The sequence below is a fragment of the Solibacillus sp. FSL K6-1781 genome (genome assembly GCF_038630735.1).
Lineage (GTDB): Bacteria > Bacillota > Bacilli > Bacillales_A > Planococcaceae > Solibacillus > Solibacillus silvestris.
On sequence record NZ_CP152038.1, the window covers coordinates 3,889,843 to 3,907,422 of the forward strand.

Sequence of the window (17,580 nt, forward strand, 5' to 3'; positions counted from 1 at the left end):
ACGATCACTCCATTCCAATTAATAAATCTAAATCAATTGTAATTTCCTGTAATTGAATACTTTCTTTATCGTTAATATGCCAGCCCATCGGTGTCATTTCAAGCAGGTTTTGTACTAAATGTGCTTCAAGTGGTACTGTATAGGTAATTCTTTTTACTTCTGCATTTGCAAAACTTGCTTTAAAACGCTCAACTGTTTCGGCATTTGTATAGCTTTCCTTTTCCGAATTTGCAAACGCCTGTTTACGCAGTTCTTTTAAGTAATTTTCCTGTGGCACAACTTTAATCACTTTACCGCCCCGTTTTAATAGCCGTTTAAATTCATCGTAATTTGCAGGTGACAAAATATTTAAAATCGCATCAAAAGATTGCTCGTTGAATGGACTATTGGCTAAATCACCTACACACCATAGCTGTTCAGGATTATACTTTGCCGCTGCGATTACTCCTTCTTTAGAAATATCAATTCCTACACCAACAGGGCGATCAAGCTGTTCGCAAATACGATGTAAATGAGAACCTTCACCACAACCTGTATCTAAAATTACCGGCTGTTCTACTGTGATTTCCCGGGCAATGGCGGCTTGTAACCGATCATAGATTCCTGCTTGTATGACAGTATGGCGAGACTCGAATAATTCTTTTCCATACATTGATTGGATAGGTCGATTTAACATATAAACGTAGCCTTGTTTTGCCACATCAAATGTATGATTCGATAGACAGCTCATTTTTCCTTCATTGCTTATCTCTATTCCCTGTTGGCAAATAGGACAGGCAAAAAGTTGGCTATTGAATTGAAATTGCTGAATACTTAACGCTCGTTTTGATAATAGACCCATTATGGATCCTCCTTCATATGTGTTCGCTAGTATCGTACCATAAACTCATTCAAATAAAAAAAGGAAATAGTGGTCACTACTCCCTTCAAATACTTTTCAATCTATAATAGTTGGCTCGTTGTCACAAATTCATAGCCTTCTTCTTTCAAATACAATATAACTTCCTCTAATGCATCTGCTGATTGCTGATGAATATCATGCATTAAAATAATCCCATTGTCCTTTGCTTGTGATTTTAAATTTGCCAATGTCTTTTTCGGTGTTTTATGCTGCCAATCAAGTGTATCAATATTCCACAGAACCGGCTTTATATCATCGATCGATTCCCTTACTTTTTCATCTATTGCTCCAAACGGCGGTCGATACATCGTAGGCGTCTTTCCTGTTGCATCACAAATTGCCTCGTTTGCTCGGTCGATTTCTGCTCGCATTTGTTGTGCGTTTAGCTTCGTCAAGTTTTTGTGGCTCCACGTATGATTGGCAATTTCATGACCGAAAGCATCCGCTTTTTTCACGACATCAGGATATTTTACAACGTTTTGACCGAGCACAAAAAATGTTGCCTTCACTTCATACTTTTGCAGTGTCATTAAAATTTGATCGGTCACATTTTTATGTGGACCGTCATCGAACGTAAGTGCAATTTTTTTATGAACGGCCTGTTGTTCTGGAGGTTGTTGTTGTTCATTTTCTTGTACATCATCGGCCTGCTTATTATCCAATATATTTTCAACCTTTATGTATGTTGTACAATTTCTGCCCGGTGCCCCTCCGGCATTCATATAAAACGGCATCATTTTATTTAAGCTGCCGGTTGGCTCGTTTATATAACCTTTGGAAGCGGATGGCTCATAATAAGCAGCATTCATCGAAACCGCTTTATTACTTGCGTAAGTTGACGGTGTATCGATCCATAGGCGATATCCGACAACTATTAATATTCCACATAATATGCTGAGCACTGTTATTTTTTTGCCCATTCTACTACCCTCCTTTCCTCTTCTATTTATTAGACGTATGAAGAGAGCAAAAAGTTAATAAAATATTGGATTTTTTTATAAATTTTTCCCATAAAAATAGCAAAGTAGAAAAAACTACTTCGCTCTGTTTACTTTGTCGGTGTGTCGGTTTTTGAATGTAATGTCGTATTTTTCCCGTGCATAAAGGCTTCTAATGCTGTGTACACATTTTCAATCTCTGTTTCTGATAATCGTTTTCCTTCAAGTGTTTTTGCCCATTTTTTTAATTCCGCCATTTTTAGCACTTCTACATTTGAAGATTGAACTTCAATCTGCTGAAATGAGCAACCATTCGTAAAAACTACGAGCGTTTCAAAAAATGTACCGTCTACTTCAGGCAGCTGGTCTTTTAATACATGAGTTAAACGTTTTGTTTCATGGATCGGGTTATTAAATACTTGTTTTTTATTTTTATGTAATAGCTCAATCCATTCAATACCCTGCTCCCGTCCATTAATCCAGCCTGATTTATCTTTCACATTTACTACATAGATCCCTGATTCATGAAGTAAAAGTGCATCAATTGTTTGTACTTCATTATGAACAGGAAGTTGGAGATTCACCATTACTTTTTTTATACCTTGAACATGCTCCAATTCCTTTACTAGCTGATAGGATATTCGGACACTCTTATTCATAAGCACATCAAAATAGGTATAGCCGGTCAATTGATAAAATGTTGTATTGTCATGAGAATATAATTTAAAAATAAAGTAACCAATAATCGCAATTAGAACGACCAATAAAAATAAGGTCATTGCGTTCACTCCTTGTCTGCGTCATCGCAGTTCATTTTAGATAACACTAGTGCCATTACTAAATTTCTATAGGCTGTTGAGAGTTGGCTTTATGACTGTTTATAATCGGCAAAAGCTGATCCAGCTTTTGTATTTCATAAGTTGGCCGAATTGTTGATGGTACCGCATTAAACGGATTAAGCCAGCATGTATCGATTCCGGCATTTGCGCCACCGATAATATCAGCACTGTAGGAATCACCAATGATCATCGCCTTGTTCGGGTCGAAATTTGGAATTCGTTCAAAAACATAATCAAAAAATGGCTTCATCGGCTTTTGATAGCCTGTATTTTCCGAAACGAAAACTTGCTTAAAATAAGGTGCCAAGCCTGTCACTTGGAGGCGTTTCATTTGTGTCTCGGCCAACCCATTTGATGTGATATACAGTTCATACTCAGGTTCCAATGTATGAATCAGCTCCAATGCGCCTTCAACAAACACTTTACTTTCCGCTAAATAGCCTCGGTACTCAGCGTCCAATGCCTTGCCATCCACTTCAATGCCAAAATGCTCAAATGTCTTGCCAAATCGGGTTTCCATTAAAATGTCACGAGTGATCAGCCCTTCTTCAAGCGAGCGCCATAAGCCCGTATTAATTTTTCGGTAAACATCCTCGGTCTGGGGTGTCAATGGAAGCTGATATGCTTCAAATAACTTCGGCAGTGCCAACTTTTCGGCAGCTTTAAAATCCAATAATGTATCATCCAAGTCAAATAATAAAAATTGATATTCCTTCATTTGTGTACTCCGTTTCCATTATACTAATATATTAGCTTATCATAATCGAATCACAATTTTAACTATTTACACTACTCCTAATTTTCGATAGCATGAGAGTATTGCTCTATGTAAAGAAAGAAGGGTTCTTTTATGGGATTTGAGTTAGACCCACAACTAGTTATTATTTTAATTTGTTTTGGTTTTTTAGCAGCATTTATCGATTCTGTTGTGGGAGGCGGTGGCCTTATTTCCCTGCCTGCATTAATGTTTGCCGGGCTAAGTCCCTCTGCAGCTGTTGCAACAAACAAACTGGCCGGGACGATGGGATCATTAACGAGTACTATTACTTTTTATCGGTCTGGAAAGCTTGATATTAAATCCGTAATGAAGTATTTCCCATGGGTTTTTATTAGTTCCATGATTGGGGCTTGGATTGTCCATTTACTTGATCCAAATTTATTGAAACCATTAATGCTGATCATGCTGGCAGCTGTAGCAGTCTATACAATATTCAAAAAAGATTGGGGCAGCATTTCGGCGGTTAAAACTCTTTCAAAAACAAAGTATGTTTTATTTTTCCTAGTGATTTCACTGATTGGTTTTTATGATGGATTTTTAGGTCCTGGTACGGGGTCATTCCTGATTTTTGCATTTCTAATGGTCGGCTATGATTTTTTAAAGGCAGCCGGTAATGCAAAACTTCTTAATTTCGGGAGTAATATCGGGGCACTTTTAATGTTTATCTATTTAGGGCAAATCAATTATACATATGGCTTGATTATGGGGGCCGCTCAAATTGTCGGAGCAATTGTCGGTTCACGGTTTGCGATTAAACGCGGAAGTGGCTATGTGCGTGTCCTTTTCATTATTGTTACGATTACGCTACTTGCGAAAAATGGATATGATTTTTTCATGAAATAGAATGTAACGGATGTCCAATTATTGGGCATCTTTTTTTATTTTAAAAAAAGCTCCGAAAATCGGAGCTGAGTTCTTATTGCATTTCTTTTGTCGGTCCCATTACTGGAGGTACCGGTAAACCTGCTTGGCGTAGTAATACTGTCATTTGGCCAATATGATGCGTTTGGTGTGTGATCACTTTGCTAAGTAGCTCACCGCGCTTCATCATACCACCAAATGCAGGTACCTCTTCTAAAAGCTGCTCCTCTGTTAATGTTGCCGCTTCTTTTTTATAAGCTTCGCGCACCATTTCATACTTCTCCACAATTTCCGTCATTGTCGCCGGCTGTTGCATATCAGGGCCTGGACCCGGAATCTGCAATCCTGCAAAATGGCCGAATGCGCCTGCTACACTTACTAGATGCCATGATAACCATCCTAATGAATTGTGATCATTTACGATGGCGATATGCATTTTGTCATCTGGAATGGCTTGCATTACTTTCAATGCTCCTTTTGATGAGATTGCCCAATCTTTTACAAAATCTTCTGCTACACGATACATTAACAATTCCCCTTTACAACGATTTATTTTTATCATACCGAATAAGAACGGATTGCGCTATAAATCAACATTTCAGATTTTTAATCAAGGTATATAATCCAGTAAGATGCTCCATATTTCAACTTTTTCATCAAAGGTTTTAATATTCTTCCCTGGAATCGGGCTTGTAGATGGCATTTTTTTATATGCCCGTCCATCCAATACTTGGAGCCCAATATGTCTTTTAAAAACATCAAAGCTTTTCCCGCCATTAAATAGGACAAGCTGTATTTGCGGGTATTTTTTAAACAGCTCCGAAAAGTTATTCGGTATTTCATTTTTTATTGTTGCATCAAGACTTCCTTCACGTTCACAGCTTTCGATGGAATCCCATAGCCCGATACAATGTTTACGAAGAAGTGCGATTCTTTCGTTATAGTCTTCCGGAATATCGATTGCTAGAAGCTTTCCTATAATTGGCCAAAAATGATTCCGTTGGTTGCCGTAGTATTGCTGTTTTTCCAGTGACTGCTTTCCTGGCATTGAGCCAAGAATAAGCACTTTTGTTTTCCCATCCACAATCGGAGGTAATATATTTTGGATTAGCTCCATCACAACTCCCACCATTCTTTACTGTTATTTTAATGATAAAAGAACCACATATAAGTATGCGGTTCTTTCACTCTATTATTCTTTTTTATATACAATTGATCCATCAACAACGGTCAATAATGCATTGGCCTGTAAAATTTCTTCAGCGCTGCAGTTCATTAAATCCGTATCGAGTATTGTAAAATCGGCATCATACCCTTGTCGGATATATCCGCGTTCGTCTTCTTTAGAAATTGCTTCGGCACTGCCAACGGTGTACATTTTCACTGCCTCATAACGGGTAAGCTTTTGTTCAGGATTATAGCCTTCATGTGTATCTTTCGGTTTCTTTCGCTCCACTGCCGCATATATTGTTTCAAATGGACTCATCGCTTCAATCGGTGCATCAGTACCTGCCGCACATATTAAACCTTCTTCTATAAACGTTTTCCACGCATAATGATGACCAGGGCGATTTTCACCAAGCTTCTCTGTTACCCATGGATAATCCGATGTAACAAAGGCCGGCTGCAAATCCAATATAATCGACAGCTTCTTCATTCGGGCAAGATGTTCTTCCGAAACGATGCAGCAATGAATCAGGCGATCGCGCTTCCCGTCAGCTACAGGATATTTCTCTAAATATTGAAGCACCTGTTCCATTGCGCTATCACCGATTATATGAATGGCTACGGCTTCATTATACTTTCGTGCTAATTGTATGAGTGCTTCCATTTGTTCATCCGTATGAATGAGCATCCCTTTATTATGTTCATCATTTGCATATGGCGCCAATAATGCAGCCGTAGAGCCACCTAATGAACCATCCGCAAAAATTTTCATCGCACCGGCCTCGATGAATGGCTCATCAAATTGCGCATTGTCCGTTACCATTTCCTCAAATACCGTATGATGACGCAATAAATTGACACGGAAATGCTTTCGTTCACCTATTACGCTATGATAGGCAGTCAGCGGATTCGTATAATGGCCGTAATAGCCCATCTCTTCTGTATGCCCACCGGTTAAACCATAGGATTGCATATGTTCAATGGCCAGCTGCAATACTTCCGCTAAACTTTCAATATAGCTTTCTCCCTCTTGTTTGAATAGTGATGACACTAGATTCGTTGCCTGTTCATACAACAATCCGTTCAGCTCACCGTTTTCATGGCGTCCAATCTTTCCGCCTTCGGGATTTTCAGTATCTATTGTAATACCTGCTAAATGAAGTGTGGTTGAATTCACTAAAGCAACATGGTGGCACACACGATTAAGGAATAGAGGGTTTTTTGTTACTGCATCCAATTCCTCTTTCGTTGGAATACGGCCATCTGTAAATTGATTTTCATTCCATCCGTCCCCAATGAGCCACTGCCCATCCTGTAGTTGGCTTGCCGCATTTTTAACCAGTTGTACAAGCTCTTCCCCACTTGTTGCTACTGTCAAATCAAGACGCATCAACTTTTCACCGTGTCCAATCATATGGAGATGACTATCTACAAAGCCGGGGTACATAACTGCGCCCTGCAAGTCGATAACATCATCTGCATATACTAGTAAATCGTCGAAAGCCCCTGTCTCCACGATTTTACCATCTTGTACAAGCACTGCCTGAACGGTCGCCCCTTCTTGCTCCATCGTATATATTTTGCCATTAGTCCATAGCTGCCTCATCTTCCGCTATCCCCCATCTACATATCAAAATCTTGTCGTGCATATGGTTCACCTATATTCATATGATCGAGAATCGGTTCATCTGATCCTTTATAAATAAACGTGATATCCTGCAATTCAGGTAAATTCTCAAAATAAGAGCGTGCTAACGTTTCAACAAACATATTGGCACCTGCAGAACCTTGAATCGTATATATATCGTCACCTAAATTAAGCACTAAGCTCTTATCCTTATTTTCCATTGTATAGTCAAGTAACACTACATCATGCTCATTTACTGTTGAAAAAATAAACGGCACCAGTTCTTCGTCATCGCTATTAAAATTTTCTTCAAATGGAACGGTATTCTCTGCATTCTCATCTGATTTATATAATGTAATCTTTTCCTCTTTCACTTTAGAGCTACCTTGTGTCACATTGTCTGTATTATTTCCCGGGACATTATTTACATCATCACTCATCTCTTTTGTCCCGCACGCTGCGAGCACGAGCGCAAATAACATGACCAATAACAATTTCTTCATCATTGCCTCACTCCTTTTGATGTATTACTTTCAAGATACAGAATAAATAAACAATTTTCAAACTTCCGATGACTTTTCTAAGTACTTGTTACGCTCAAAATATAGCTAAGTTTATTTAAATATAAGTAAACCATTAAATTTCAGTACTGAAAATAAAATGTTTTCAAAAAATATTGACAATGGTAATTACCTCCAATATTATTAAGGAACACTAAATAAATTAAAACAAGGAAAGGAGTTTAGGGATATGATGACACCAATTGTAAAGTTACCAATTTCAACAGCGACAATTTCATATTGCCCTAACCTGAACTTTTGTTTTAATTTCGCACGTACTTGTAAATAAAAAGCACAGGTGTGGACTCCCCCTGTGCCCTTTTCGTTTTGACACCTTTTCGAAAAATCGGAATAGGTGTCTTTTTTGTTTGCATTGGCCGTGTTTTTAAATATCGGCGGAAAATGTACGATGCATTTTAGTGTAACAACATTTTAGGAGGGCTTTATATGACTATCATTTGGCAGCGAAAACTATTAAAAATGGATCGATACGATGATGGGTAGCAACACGATCAACAATGAAGAAAGAAGGTATACGTAATGTTTAATGTATTTGTGAAATTAAAGTGGTTTTTAAAACTGTACCGTAAGCAATATACAATTGCGATTGTGCTCCTTATGCTGGCGAGCTTTATCGAAGTCTTGCCGCCATGGATTTTAGGGGAAGCCATTGATGACATGACAAATGGAGATATGGATCAGATGCAGCTGCTGAAGTATGTAGGCTTCGTTATTGGCGCTGCCATCGTGAGCTACGCTTTAAACTTCATCTGGCAATACCAGCTGTTTGGCGGTTCGATCGCACTGGACCGTATATTACGTAAAAAACTGATGCACCAGTTTTTAAAAATGACTCCTACATTTTATGAAAAAAACCGTACCGGTGACTTAATGGCAAAAGCTACAAACGACTTGAATGCCGTAACATTGACAGCTGGCTTTGGTATTATGACACTCATTGATTCCACGGTATATATGGCATTGATTATTTTAGCAATGGGCTTTTTCATTTCCTGGAAGCTGACATTTTTCGCGATGCTCCCGATTCCTGTCATGGCTCTAATCATTCAATATTTAGGAAAAATTGTTCATGAACGTTATATGAAAGCACAGGATGCATTCGGAGAGATGAATGACAATGTGTTGGAATCTGTTGCGGGAACTCGCGTAATCCGCGCGTACGTTCAAGAAGGAAAAGATGAAGAACGCTTCGCTGAAATGAGCGAAAACATTTTTGCCAAAAACATGCGCGTCGCTTATATTAACGGACTCTTTATGCCAATCACAAAAATTGGAACTGGCATTTGTTATGTAATCGCATTGGGCTATGGTGCTGTTCTTGTCTCAAATTCTGAGCTAACGGTCGGTCAGCTCGTTTCATTCAACGTATATTTAGGTTTGGCAATTTGGCCAATGTTTGCTATTGGCGAGCTGATCAATGTCATGCAGCAAGGGAGTGCTTCACTTGACCGTGTACAGGACACATTGGAATATGAAGCGGATGTACAAAACCCTCCTTCACCAATGACGCACCAAGTACCAAATTCTATCGGGTTTTCTGAGTTTACATTCCAGTATCCTCTATCTCAGGTAAAAAACTTGCAGCAAATCTCACTGAATCTGAAAAAAGGGCAGACACTCGGTATTGTCGGTAAAACAGGTGCAGGGAAAACAACATTTATTCGCCAACTGTTACGTGAATATCCGTTAGGCAATGGGCAAATCGCCATTAATGATACGGACTTGGCACAAATGACAAAAGAACAAATATTGGACTGGATCGGCTATGTGCCACAGGACCATGTACTATTTTCCCGCACAATCCGCGAAAACATTTTATTCGGGAAAGAGGATGCTACGATTGGCGAAATCGAGGAAGCCATTCGTTTAGCAGACTTTGAAAAAGATTTATCAAATTTACCGCTTGGCATTGAAACACTTGTCGGTGAAAAAGGCGTATCTTTATCAGGTGGTCAAAAACAACGGGTATCAATCGCACGTGCCTTAATTAAAGATCCGGAAATTTTAATTTTGGACGATTCTTTATCAGCAGTCGATGCGAAAACAGAATCAAAAATCATTGAAAATATACAAACAGAGCGCGCTGGAAAAACGACGATCATTTCAACTCACCGCCTGTCAGGTATTCAGCATGCGGATGAAATAATCGTGCTGGATGATGGTTATATCGTTGAACGAGGTACACATGAAGAGCTTCTACGCTTAGGTGGTTGGTACAAAGAGCAGTTTGACCGCCAGCAGCTTGAGGAGGTGGAGCAATGAGTACATCAAAACGACTGTACCTGTATGCTTTGAAATTTAAAAAACCGATTTTAATCGGATTAGCCTTATTAACAATTGCCGTTGCAACAGATATTGCCGGACCGTTCATTGCCAAATATATTATCGACCATCATATGGAACCGGGTAATCTGGAAGTAGAACCGATTGCAATCTTATTATCGATTTTCTTCTTATTGTCTGTTCTGACAGCAGTGTTCCGATATTTAATGTTCATCTTTTTACAACGAGGTGCAAACTTCGTTATTCAGCAGTTACGGAAGGATGTTTTCGGTCATATTCAAAAGCTACCAATTGAATACTTCGATAACCTGCCGGCCGGTAAAGTTGTAGCCCGTGTCACAAATGATACAGAGGCAATCCGCAACCTGTATGTAACTGTACTTTCGCAATTTGCGAACAGCTTTATTACCATTGCAGGGGTATATATAGCATTATTTATACTAAATTGGAAAATGGCACTGTTTGCTCTATTGCTTGTTCCGATTGTTTATATTTGGATGATTTTATACCGGAAATTCGCTTCCCAGTACAACCATATTATTCGAACAAAAATTGCGGACATTAACGCAATGATCAACGAATCGATTAATGGGATGACGATCATTCAGGCATTCCGCCGTGAAGAACAGATGAAGCAAGAGTTCGACGAGATGAATGATGAACATTACAAATACAACCGTAAGCTTTTATTGCTGGACTCTGCGACATCACATAACCTCGTAAATATTTTACGTCTTGGAATGTTTGCAGTTTTCGTTTATTACTTCGGCACCCAATCAATGACAATGCCTGAAGCAGTATCAGCCGGTACGCTATATGCGTTTGTTGATTATATTACACGCCTGTTCAATCCGATTACGAACTTAGTCAACCAGTTCTCTCAGCTGGAACGATCTTTAGTTGCAGGATCTCGGGTATTTGAACTGCTTGATCAGCAAGGGGAAGCTGTAAGTACAGAACGAATCGAACGCTATAAAGGAAATGTTGTGTTTGATCATGTATCATTCGCCTATAAAAATGATGAATATGTATTGAAAAATATTCACTTTGAAGCAAAAGAAGGCGAAACGATCGCACTTGTCGGTCATACAGGTTCAGGGAAAAGCTCAATTATGAATTTACTGTTCCGCTTCTACGACCCGCAAAAAGGCCGGATTATCATTGACGGGAAAGATATTACGAAACTTCCTCGCCAAGCGATCCGCGAACATATGGGAATCGTGTTGCAGGATCCATATTTGTTCACTGGAACGATTGCCTCGAACATTAGCCTAAATGATAAGCGGATTTCAAGAGAAACTGTTGAAAAAGCGCTAGAAGCAGTCGGTGGCGAACGTGTTTTATCGAAATTTGAAAAAGGAATTGATGAGCCTGTTATTGAAAAAGGAAGTACCCTTTCTTCCGGACAGCGCCAGTTAATTTCGTTTGCGCGTGCGCTTGCATTTGATCCGGCTATTCTTATTCTGGATGAGGCGACATCGAATATCGACTCAGAAACAGAGGAAATTATTCAGCACGCAATGGATGTATTGAAAAAGGGACGTACGACATTTATTATCGCCCACCGACTTTCCACTATTAAAAATGCAGATAAAATTTTAGTATTGGACCGTGGTGAAATTGTTGAACAAGGCAGCCATGATGAACTTGTCGCACTTGGCGGTAAGTATGAACTTATGTATCGCCTGCAATCCGGTTCATTAACTTCTTCATAAAAAAGAAGCGTATAGCCCCCTTCATTAGGGAGCTGTACGCTTTTTGCTATTCTTTAAGCTTTTTATTCGGCCAGTATGACCACTTACCAAATACCGTAATAAGGGCTGGTACGAGCAATGGACGTACGACAAACGTATCAAGCAGTACCCCAACCGCTGTAACAATACCGAATTGTACTAATAGCTGAATTGGTAATGATGCCAATACTAGGAATGTACCCGCTAAAATCAGACCCGCTGACGTAATAACTGCACCTGTTGAAGCAATACCATTTGAAATAGCTTGCTTATGCGCAGCGCCGCGTTTACGGTTTTTCCATATATCAGAAATCATGAAAATATTATAGTCGTTACCTAATGCGATAATAAATACGAAACTATATAGCGGAATCGAACTTGCCATTGCTTCGTGTCCTAAACCGTAATGGATGATCAGCCAACCTGCACCTAAAGCAGAGAAGAAGGATATCACTACTGTTACCATTAATTGAATTGATGTAATTAGAGCTCGTAAGTAAGCTAATAATACGATGAAAATAATAATAATCATAACAGGCTGAATAATGTTTTCATCGCCCGACTGAACAACTTTTGTATCTAGTTGAGAGCTTGTTTCGCCCCCTATCCAGAATTGGCCGTCTTTCAGATTGCTATCCGCAAGAATTCCCTTAACATCGTCTTTCATTTGCTCAACATCATCCATTGCTTCATTCGAATATGGATTTTTATCCAAATCGATTTCATAAAGTTGGATATTGTTATTTGTCTCACCTGTACGCATTTCTTTTACTACACCGACATATGGAAGCCTTAACAGTTGCTCTGTAATGTCCAAATCAGTACCTTCACTGTCTATTAATAACTGAACCGGTGCCAATTCACCTGGTGTAAAGTTTTCTTCAATAATTTTAAATCCTTCACGTGAAGGCATATCTTCAGGGAATGAAGATATTAAATCGTAATTGTATTTAATATTTGTGGAAGCGAATGCTAAACCGATTAAAACCGCTCCCGCTACAATAATGACAAGCCATGGTTTTGATGTAACAAATTCACCAATCGCACGCATATAACGGTGATTTGGTTTACGTGGTTTATATGGTTTGTTTTTCTTTTCTGCATTCGCTTTTTCAGCTTCCTCCGTACGAGGAACAAACGGCCAAAATGCTGCACGGCCTAAAATGCCAAGAACGGCAGGGAGCAATGTAACTACTGCAAATCCTGTAATTAATACACCAAAGCTGAATGGAACGGCAAAACGCTGGAATGCGCCGTAATCTGCCAATGCCAATGTCGCTAAACCGATTACAACTGTTAAACCACTCATTACAATTGCGCCTGTTGATTCACGAACAGCCGATGCCAATGCCGTAAATTTATTATCTTCAGTCAACAATATGTCTCGATAACGTGTAATTAAAAATAAACAATAGTCCGTACCTGCACCAAACAGTAAAACAATCATAATCGCTACCGCTTGCGCATCTTTATCGATCCATCCATTTTCAGCCATAGCACCCAGTAAAGGACTTACAACTAAATATGCAATCCCTACTACTACTAACGGGATAATCGCTAAAATTGGCGAACGATAAATTACTAATAAGATGACTAAAATTATAATTACAGTGGCAATCATAAGTTGTACGTCAGCTGCTTTGAAAAGATCTGTCGCATCAATTGAGATACCAACTGGTCCAGAAAATCGGGCATGAAGTCCTTTATCTTCCAAGTTTGTATCATACGGATTTTCACCGAATTGGCTTTCTGTACGTTCTTGAATAATCGCTAAATTTTCTTTTAAAACATCTGAGTTTTTCTCAGTTGAGAAGAAAACAGGTGTGACAAGTGCTGCACCGTTCTCAGAAAGTGAACCCATTAATGCTGTAACGGGAAGTTCATGGAATGGCGGAATTGTTTCCTGCCCATCTAATGGCTCATCTGCCAGTTGTTTGTATAACCCTTGAATATTTGTCAGATCTTCTTCTGTAAGACCTGATTCGTTGTACCAAGTAATTAATAGTGGTATACCACTATCTGACGAGAATTCTTCTTCCATAATGTTTCCTGCTTTAATCGAAGTATAAGTATCAGGGATTTCATCACCCGAATAGTTTTCAACACTATTAACTTGCGGGAAGATAAGTGCAAACACAACCGCAAACATAATCCATAATGCAACAACTATCCAACGTGTTTTTTTACCGCCCATTACACTTCCCCATTTTTCCAATGGATGTTTAGCCATAACATAGCCCCCCTCTTCTTCTTTTTAGCTCTCCAAATATTACAAGGTACTCATGACATTTTATGGTACCCTTAACTCAAGTTATACAAACATTGTACGATATACGAAAAACATTTGACAAGTACTTTCTTTTTCGGTTGAATAGAGTTTAATAAAGGATCACTTTAGGAGGTGGTAAAATATGACTAAAAAAACTTATTCAATACAACAAGTATCCAGCTTAACAAATCTTTCTAAACAACTGATCCGAAAATGGGAAGATCGCTACCAAATCATTCAACCCGATAGATTAGACAATGGCTATCGAGTGTATACGGAAGATGAAGTTCAGACGTTAATGCAGCTGAAACAATATATAAATAGCGGTATGACAATCAAACAGGCGGTAGATCACTACATTAAAAATAAGGATATACCAGAAGCAGACCCTGTATCATTCTTCCACAAAGCACTGATCCAGGCTGGCACAGAAGCAAATGAGCATGAAATTTTGCATTTGCTAGAACAAGCCCACCATAAATTTGGAGTAGAGAAGCTGATTCAGGACATTGTCGTTCCCTTCCTTCATGAAGTCGGACAGCTATGGTGTGAAAAAGCATGGGGAGAATATCAAGAAGCTATTAGCAGTCAAACAGTGCGTGACTTTTTAAGCCACATTCGTCGACACTTTTTTGTTCCGGACGATGCGCCACTCGCGTTAGGGAGCTGTCTACCTGGAGAGAGACATGAAATCCCAATGCAAATTTTGCTTATTCAATGTATGTTGCGAGGTTACCGTACATTAATGCTCGGTCCTTCACCTGCTCCAACAGCAATACAATCTGCCATCGCCCTGAAGAAGCCGGCTATTGTTTTGCTAACCGGATCAACTGAGATTGCATACAACGAATTTGCCCAATCCGTTCACACACTTGAAAAATTAGCACAAGTTCACGAACATATTTCATTTTTTATAGGGGGTGCAGGTACAGAACGATTTTATGAACAGTTCCAATTAAAAGCATTAAAATTAGCACGAACAATTGAGGATATCCTTCCTACCGCTAACCTTTAGGAATATTGTATACTGAGCTCATTGTATTTTCCATTTACAGCGAGCTTTTTTCTGCTTGTTTCCAGTAATCAAAAATTGACCACTTTGCTTATTCGCAAAATGGTCAATCTTTAGACTGTCTATACTGTTTTTTGAGTTTTAATTTTACGCATCTTTCGTTTCATCCGGCTGGTTTTTACGCTCACTGCCTGATGTCGTTTTCGTGTTTGCATTATGTTTCTCATCTTTTACTTGATCATTTAATTCTTCCACCGGGATTGGATCCACAAATTTCATTTCCTCATCTATATCGAAAATGCTTTCCTTTTCGGTATTTAATAAATCCGGATTATCAAGCTTTTTATGCTTTATTTTATCGTCTCTCATTGATAAAAGCCTCCTTTTCGAATAGTCTCCTATCCTTTACCCGAAAAAAGAGATCGTTACACTTTTACTTTCAAATACATGTCTTCTTAACTTTTAAAATCTAAGCCTTTCTCTGCCAACGCATGTTTTAATGTGGGCAATGTCGCAGGTCCAATACCATGCAATTTTAAAATTTCTTTTTCCGTATAATCAGCAAGCTGCGCCAACTCGGTAATCCCTGCGTTTATCAGCGCATTACATGCAGGTGAGGATAAGCGAGATAAAAATCCTTCTGACGGTTTATTCTCCTGCTCACATTTAGGGCATGTTCCACAATCAGTACTTTTATAATACCGATGACCCACCGGACAAATGCGCAATGTCCTTTCCCTTTTCACCATTCCCATCAACTCCTCTTTCAGTTAAAGTTTTATCTACTCTTTATTATTCTACCGTTCAAAAAAATCCGTTGCACGATTTTACGTACAACGGATTTCAATTTATGCTTTTACAAAATCATGTGAATCAACATTTCGAATCATATAGTCAAATGCCCCTAAAGCTGCTGTTGCGCCAGAACCCATTGAAATGACAATTTGCTTATACACCGTATCCGTGCAATCACCTGCAGCAAAGACTCCCGGAATATTTGTAGCCCCGTGGTTATCTACAATAATTTCACCATGCGCATTCATGTCTACCGTCCCCTTAAGGAACTCTGTATTTGGCAATAAACCAATTTGAATGAATACACCTTGTAATTCAATATGCTTTTCTTCACCAGTAGCAACGTCTTTATACGTTAAACCATTCACTTTATCCGTTCCTGTAATTTCAGTAGTTAAAGCATTCGTAATGACTGTAACGTTTTTTAAACTGTAAACGCGCTCTTGTAACACTTTATCCGCCTTCAACTCACTGTTACGCTGTATTAGCGTAACATGATTTACAATACCCGCTAGGTCGATAGCCGCTTCTACACCAGAGTTACCGCCACCGATTACCGCTACATCTTTCCCTTTAAAAATCGGACCGTCACAATGCGGACAATACGCAACACCCTTATTTTTAAATTCTTCCTCACCAGGCACCTCTAGTTGACGATAACGAGCACCCGTAGAAAGGATAACTGTTTTCCCTTTTAATACCGCGCCATTTTCTAACGTTACTTCAATAAAATCTTTTTTCTCGATCTTTGCAGCACGTTGGGATTTCATCACATCGATGTCATAGTCTAATACATGCGCTTCTAAGCTTGATACAAATGCCGGACCTTCTGTTGCCTTTGTTCCAATAATGTTTTCGATCGATAACGTATCGTTAACCTGACCACCGAAGCGATCGGCTACAATACCTGTACGAATCCCTTTACGCGCCGAATAAATAGCGGCTGCAGAACCGGCAGGACCGCCACCTACTACTAATACATCAAAAGCTTCTTTATCTGCAAATTCCGAGCCGTCTGATACTTCACCTAACTTTGTTAAAATATCTTCCAGCTCCATACGACCACCACCGAAGTTTTCGCCGTTTAAATATACAGTAGGCACCGCCATAATATCTCGCTCTTTAATTTCAGATTGGAATGCTCCACCTTCAACCATCGTGTTCGAGATATTCGGATTTAAAACCGCCATAATGTTTAATGCCTGCACTACATCCGGGCAGTTGTGACAAGTTAAACTTACATACGTTTCAAACTTCAACGGCTGTTTGATCGCCTGAATACGCTTTACAACTGCTGCATCAATTTTTGGCGCACGTCCTGAAACTTGTAAAAGCGCTAAAACTAATGATGTAAATTCATGACCAAGTGGTAACCCGGCAAATGTAATACCAGATTCTCCTTCGCCTACTTTATTAATACTGAAACTTGGTGTACGTTCTAATAAAGCATGTTGCACCGTAATACGAGGAGACATCTTTTCCAACTCTTCAACTAAATTGAGCACTTCTTGCGATGTCTTGTCGTCATTAACACTCACTTTAATTAATAAATCACCTTCCAGCATTGATAAATACTGTTGTAATTGCGCTTTAATTTGATTATCTAACACTGCACAAGCTGCTGTATGAACACCACTTACCGTTCTCTCCCGAAAAATAAGCGGCCATTCTCTCTCTAATACAGCAAACCCTTCACCTCTTTCATATTAAATTAGAAGATAGAGAGCTTACCTTTCCTTTCCCTATTTAAAAACAGAGCGACAAAAATCAAGCCGTAACGGTTGTTTTTTGTCGCT

General features: G+C 39.1%; 16 protein-coding genes. 4 read left to right on the plus strand and 12 right to left on the minus strand.

Annotated features, from left to right (window positions below; all coding sequences use genetic code 11):
- Positions 1-4 precede the first annotated feature (4 nt).
- The 4 genes from MHH37_RS19700 to MHH37_RS19715 all read right to left on the minus strand — a co-directional run bounded on the left by MHH37_RS19700 (position 5) and on the right by MHH37_RS19715 (position 3,396).
- Complete coding sequence (locus tag MHH37_RS19700) at positions 5-841, minus strand: putative RNA methyltransferase (RefSeq protein WP_339263331.1); 837 nt, start codon at positions 839-841, stop codon at positions 5-7.
- Positions 842-942: 101 nt separating this feature from the next.
- On the minus strand, positions 943-1,821 hold the full coding sequence (locus MHH37_RS19705) for a polysaccharide deacetylase family protein (RefSeq protein ID WP_342574354.1): 879 nt from the start codon (positions 1,819-1,821) through the stop codon (positions 943-945).
- Between the two features lie 128 nt (positions 1,822-1,949).
- Entirely contained in the window at positions 1,950-2,618 is a 669-nt protein-coding gene (locus tag MHH37_RS19710) for a nuclease-related domain-containing protein (protein ID WP_342574355.1), read from the minus strand.
- Positions 2,619-2,676: 58 nt separating this feature from the next.
- Complete coding sequence (locus tag MHH37_RS19715; RefSeq protein ID WP_340735831.1) at positions 2,677-3,396, minus strand: YjjG family noncanonical pyrimidine nucleotidase; 720 nt, start codon at positions 3,394-3,396, stop codon at positions 2,677-2,679.
- 132 nt (positions 3,397-3,528) lie between these two features.
- Between MHH37_RS19715 and MHH37_RS19720 the strand changes: the two genes are divergently transcribed.
- A complete protein-coding gene (locus MHH37_RS19720) occupies positions 3,529-4,299 on the plus strand; it encodes a TSUP family transporter (protein WP_339263335.1) in 771 nt (256 codons plus the stop codon).
- A gap of 73 nt (positions 4,300-4,372) precedes the next feature.
- Here the strand turns inward: MHH37_RS19720 and MHH37_RS19725 are convergent, their stop codons facing one another.
- The 4 genes from MHH37_RS19725 to MHH37_RS19740 form a co-directional block, all read right to left on the minus strand.
- Positions 4,373-4,843 carry a DinB family protein gene (locus MHH37_RS19725; RefSeq protein ID WP_065216118.1) on the minus strand — a complete coding sequence of 157 codons (471 nt, stop codon included), beginning with the start codon at positions 4,841-4,843 and terminating at the stop codon, positions 4,373-4,375.
- An 84-nt stretch (positions 4,844-4,927) separates the two neighbouring features.
- Positions 4,928-5,434: a DNA-deoxyinosine glycosylase gene (locus MHH37_RS19730; RefSeq protein WP_008405879.1), complete on the minus strand. Its 507-nt coding sequence runs from the start codon at positions 5,432-5,434 to the stop codon at positions 4,928-4,930.
- A 75-nt stretch (positions 5,435-5,509) separates the two neighbouring features.
- Entirely contained in the window at positions 5,510-7,090 is a 1,581-nt protein-coding gene (locus MHH37_RS19735) for an amidohydrolase (protein WP_342574356.1), read from the minus strand.
- Between the two features lie 17 nt (positions 7,091-7,107).
- Entirely contained in the window at positions 7,108-7,617 is a 510-nt protein-coding gene (locus tag MHH37_RS19740; protein ID WP_014822488.1) for a fructose 2,6-bisphosphatase, read from the minus strand.
- A 594-nt stretch (positions 7,618-8,211) separates the two neighbouring features.
- On the opposite strand from MHH37_RS19740, the gene MHH37_RS19745 reads away from it, so the two are divergent.
- Together MHH37_RS19745 and MHH37_RS19750 are read left to right on the plus strand one after the other, a co-directional pair.
- The gene (locus MHH37_RS19745) at positions 8,212-9,954 is read left to right on the plus strand and encodes an ABC transporter ATP-binding protein (RefSeq protein ID WP_008405882.1); all 1,743 of its coding nucleotides are present in this window, start codon (positions 8,212-8,214) and stop codon (positions 9,952-9,954) included.
- Positions 9,951-11,690, plus strand: coding sequence for an ABC transporter ATP-binding protein (locus MHH37_RS19750; protein ID WP_008405883.1), 1,740 nt, complete (start codon positions 9,951-9,953; stop codon positions 11,688-11,690). The genes MHH37_RS19745 and MHH37_RS19750 overlap by 4 nt, the downstream gene beginning before the upstream one ends.
- Positions 11,691-11,736: 46 nt before the next feature.
- On the opposite strand, the gene MHH37_RS19755 is transcribed toward MHH37_RS19750, so the two are convergent.
- Complete coding sequence (locus tag MHH37_RS19755) at positions 11,737-13,938, minus strand: MMPL family transporter (RefSeq protein WP_342574357.1); 2,202 nt, start codon at positions 13,936-13,938, stop codon at positions 11,737-11,739.
- A gap of 181 nt (positions 13,939-14,119) precedes the next feature.
- On the opposite strand from MHH37_RS19755, the gene MHH37_RS19760 reads away from it, so the two are divergent.
- Positions 14,120-14,992: a MerR family transcriptional regulator gene (locus MHH37_RS19760; protein WP_342574358.1), complete on the plus strand. Its 873-nt coding sequence runs from the start codon at positions 14,120-14,122 to the stop codon at positions 14,990-14,992.
- 144 nt (positions 14,993-15,136) lie between these two features.
- Here the strand turns inward: MHH37_RS19760 and MHH37_RS19765 are convergent, their stop codons facing one another.
- From MHH37_RS19765 to ahpF, 3 genes are all read right to left on the minus strand, one after another.
- A complete protein-coding gene (locus MHH37_RS19765; protein WP_014822485.1) occupies positions 15,137-15,358 on the minus strand; it encodes a hypothetical protein in 222 nt (73 codons plus the stop codon).
- A gap of 86 nt (positions 15,359-15,444) precedes the next feature.
- The gene (locus tag MHH37_RS19770) at positions 15,445-15,738 is read right to left on the minus strand and encodes an RNA polymerase alpha subunit C-terminal domain-containing protein (protein WP_008405889.1); all 294 of its coding nucleotides are present in this window, start codon (positions 15,736-15,738) and stop codon (positions 15,445-15,447) included.
- A 99-nt stretch (positions 15,739-15,837) separates the two neighbouring features.
- Positions 15,838-17,394 carry an alkyl hydroperoxide reductase subunit F gene (gene ahpF, locus MHH37_RS19775; protein ID WP_342574359.1) on the minus strand — a complete coding sequence of 519 codons (1,557 nt, stop codon included), beginning with the start codon at positions 17,392-17,394 and terminating at the stop codon, positions 15,838-15,840.
- Positions 17,395-17,580: the final 186 nt, after the last annotated feature.

Excerpts from the sequence above, each read along its gene's own strand:
- MHH37_RS19730 (WP_008405879.1), bottom strand. The coding sequence starts at position 5,434 with ATGGAGCTAATCCAAAATATATTACCTCCGATTGTGGATGGGAAAACA.
- MHH37_RS19770 (WP_008405889.1), bottom strand. The coding sequence starts at position 15,738 with ATGGTGAAAAGGGAAAGGACATTGCGCATTTGTCCGGTGGGTCATCGG.
- MHH37_RS19765 (WP_014822485.1), bottom strand. The coding sequence starts at position 15,358 with ATGAGAGACGATAAAATAAAGCATAAAAAGCTTGATAATCCGGATTTA.
- MHH37_RS19750 (WP_008405883.1), top strand. The coding sequence starts at position 9,951 with ATGAGTACATCAAAACGACTGTACCTGTATGCTTTGAAATTTAAAAAA.
- MHH37_RS19755 (WP_342574357.1), bottom strand. The coding sequence starts at position 13,938 with ATGGCTAAACATCCATTGGAAAAATGGGGAAGTGTAATGGGCGGTAAA.
- MHH37_RS19745 (WP_008405882.1), top strand. The coding sequence starts at position 8,212 with ATGTTTAATGTATTTGTGAAATTAAAGTGGTTTTTAAAACTGTACCGT.
- MHH37_RS19740 (WP_014822488.1), bottom strand. The coding sequence starts at position 7,617 with ATGATGAAGAAATTGTTATTGGTCATGTTATTTGCGCTCGTGCTCGCA.
- MHH37_RS19700 (WP_339263331.1), bottom strand. The coding sequence starts at position 841 with ATGGGTCTATTATCAAAACGAGCGTTAAGTATTCAGCAATTTCAATTC.
- MHH37_RS19710 (WP_342574355.1), bottom strand. The coding sequence starts at position 2,618 with ATGACCTTATTTTTATTGGTCGTTCTAATTGCGATTATTGGTTACTTT.
- MHH37_RS19760 (WP_342574358.1), top strand. The coding sequence starts at position 14,120 with ATGACTAAAAAAACTTATTCAATACAACAAGTATCCAGCTTAACAAAT.
- MHH37_RS19705 (WP_342574354.1), bottom strand. The coding sequence starts at position 1,821 with ATGGGCAAAAAAATAACAGTGCTCAGCATATTATGTGGAATATTAATA.
- MHH37_RS19715 (WP_340735831.1), bottom strand. The coding sequence starts at position 3,396 with ATGAAGGAATATCAATTTTTATTATTTGACTTGGATGATACATTATTG.
- MHH37_RS19725 (WP_065216118.1), bottom strand. The coding sequence starts at position 4,843 with ATGTATCGTGTAGCAGAAGATTTTGTAAAAGATTGGGCAATCTCATCA.
- MHH37_RS19720 (WP_339263335.1), top strand. The coding sequence starts at position 3,529 with ATGGGATTTGAGTTAGACCCACAACTAGTTATTATTTTAATTTGTTTT.
- MHH37_RS19735 (WP_342574356.1), bottom strand. The coding sequence starts at position 7,090 with ATGAGGCAGCTATGGACTAATGGCAAAATATATACGATGGAGCAAGAA.